Here is a 2223-nt window from a genome sequence, read left to right on the forward strand (position 1 = left end):
GAAGTGGGAGACTTCTTTCGGAGGGAAGTTAAAGTAGATTTAATTAATGAGTAAAAGGGTAATATGATGATGATATGAAACTCTCATCAGCTTAGGATTCTTTATGTCCTATTAATGGTTAATTGTACGTATTAGAGCTTTACTGTCCATTGGAACACGATAAAGAAAAGAATAGCTATAAAAAACCGCAAAACACATTGTGGTTTTTTATAGCTACTGATAGGCTACTGCCAATGCCTTGCTTCAGATTGTTTGTGCTTTACTTTGAAGCAGCGGATGTACTGAGCACTTTAGAATAGATTTTCAGTATTTCTTCTCCGTAGCCTTTCCCTGGAACGGCCCATTTGCCATTCAAATTCTGCCAATTTGGTGCTATGCCCCTTGTCACATAATTAAATCTAGGATCAACAAGTGGTTCACCCTCCGGCAGGTCATCAGTGCTGGCATAGGCATATAAATGCTGGATATGAGCACGTACACCTTCCTCCGGTGATAGGAAGAAGTTTCCTTTGTTCGTTTTACTGTTTCCAACAGCGCCAATTCCGGCATAATTGTATTGATTTGCATCTACAATACCACCGAACCGATGATAGCCGGTTTCTTTAATCATTTGACAAAAGGCGATATCTCCACGTATTCCGTATGTATTCCCGATTTCTATGTATAGCTTAGGAAGATCGGCAGGAAAATCGGGATTTACCGAACGAGCAAAGGCAAGCAGCTGTTCTTCTGTAGCTACCGATGCTCCCAGTATAGGTTGTTTTCCTTCTGATGGTGATTGTAGTGATGCAGGAGCAACAGGTACTGTATTGTTTTCGGCATATGCGATATTTTTATCAGAAGCTGTAATTGCCCCACCTATGTACATAAGGCTGATAGCAGCTGTAGTAAGTGTAAGTTTTTTTAACATATACATTCTCGTACAATTCCTATTAAAAAATAAAGGTGTTGTACATCGTTCCTCCTTTTGATAGTAAGATTCTTGTAAAACATAAAAAAATAGCGTGCAGTTTTTCTACTTTTAATTAGACTCCTTTCCTTCCCTTTAGTTTCACATTTTTCTATTATTATGAAAGATAGAATAGTAAAAGCTGTGTCTTTATAAGATATTATGCTATGACTAATTTGAGGGAGAGTTGTAGCGATGATGAGGACAAGACACTTTTATTGGTAAGTGCACGAACAGTATTTTACCGCAAAGAGAGAAGAATGTCATGCATATATGATATGTGTTCTGATTTTAATGAGAGTTTTGGTTTATGGAGAGTTGATTCAGGAGGATACTCTATGATATAGAGGAAGGGGATGAGAGACTCTAATGGCCCTGCTTTTGTGGCTCGAATATCATTAACAGTTAACAATTGAGAATTGACAGCTGCAATTAACTGTCAATCCTCCATCAGTAACTATTAATGATATATTCATCTTGCAGATGTTAAAGCTTTTACAGATTTGCTTTTAATTCACTGAGTTCCTTATTGGTTAGATTGCGCCATTGCCCTATCTTTAAACCATGGATTTTGATATTCATAATTCGGATGCGTTCAAGCCGTTTCACCTGATAGCCAAAAGTTTGGCACATACGCCGAATTTGGCGATTCAGCCCCTGCGTTAGAATGATGCGAAATACTCGATCGTCAATACGAGTTACCTTGCATGGTTTTGTCTTTGTACCAAGAATTTTTACCCCGTTGGACATACCGTGTACAAAAGAAGAGGTAATTGGCTTATTTACTGTCACGATATATTCTTTCTCATGATTGTTCTCTGCACGTAGAATTTTATTAACGATGTCTCCATCGTTCGTTAGCAGGATTAATCCCTGGGAATCTTTATCAAGCCGACCAATTGGAAAGATGCGTTCTGGATGATTAACGAAATCCACAATGTTTCCTTTTACATGTTTTTCTGTTGTGCATGTAATTCCTACCGGCTTGTTTAATACGATATAGATCGCTGTTTTCTTGGCACCGATTGGCTTGCCATCAATGCGGACATCATCCCCTGGCACTATCGTACTGCCAAGTTCAGCAGGGATGCCATTAATGGTTACTCGCTTTGCTTCAATCCATTTGTCAGCTTCCCGTCTTGAACAAATGCCGGTTTCACTAATAAACTTATTAATTCTCATTCGGAAATCCCTTCTTTAGTTACGATGATTCAAAATCATATCCATTTTTATTATTGTATCATCACGCCTGTTGATTATCCATAAGGTGGAAG

2 protein-coding genes are annotated in these 2223 nt (G+C 38.4%); both read right to left on the reverse strand.

Annotated elements, in window-relative coordinates; genetic code table 11:
* Positions 1-259: 259 nt before the first annotated feature.
* Positions 260-910 carry a glucosaminidase domain-containing protein gene (locus HMPREF0083_RS08535; protein ID WP_209421077.1) on the reverse strand — a complete coding sequence of 217 codons (651 nt, stop codon included), beginning with the start codon at positions 908-910 and terminating at the stop codon, positions 260-262.
* A gap of 534 nt (positions 911-1444) precedes the next feature.
* Positions 1445-2131 (reverse strand): 23S rRNA pseudouridine(2604) synthase RluF, encoded by a 687-nt coding sequence (gene rluF, locus HMPREF0083_RS08540; protein WP_021620827.1) that lies wholly within the window; start codon positions 2129-2131, stop codon positions 1445-1447.
* Positions 2132-2223 lie beyond the last annotated feature (92 nt).

The sequence above is a fragment of the Aneurinibacillus aneurinilyticus ATCC 12856 genome (assembly GCF_000466385.1).
Taxonomy (GTDB): domain Bacteria; phylum Bacillota; class Bacilli; order Aneurinibacillales; family Aneurinibacillaceae; genus Aneurinibacillus; species Aneurinibacillus aneurinilyticus.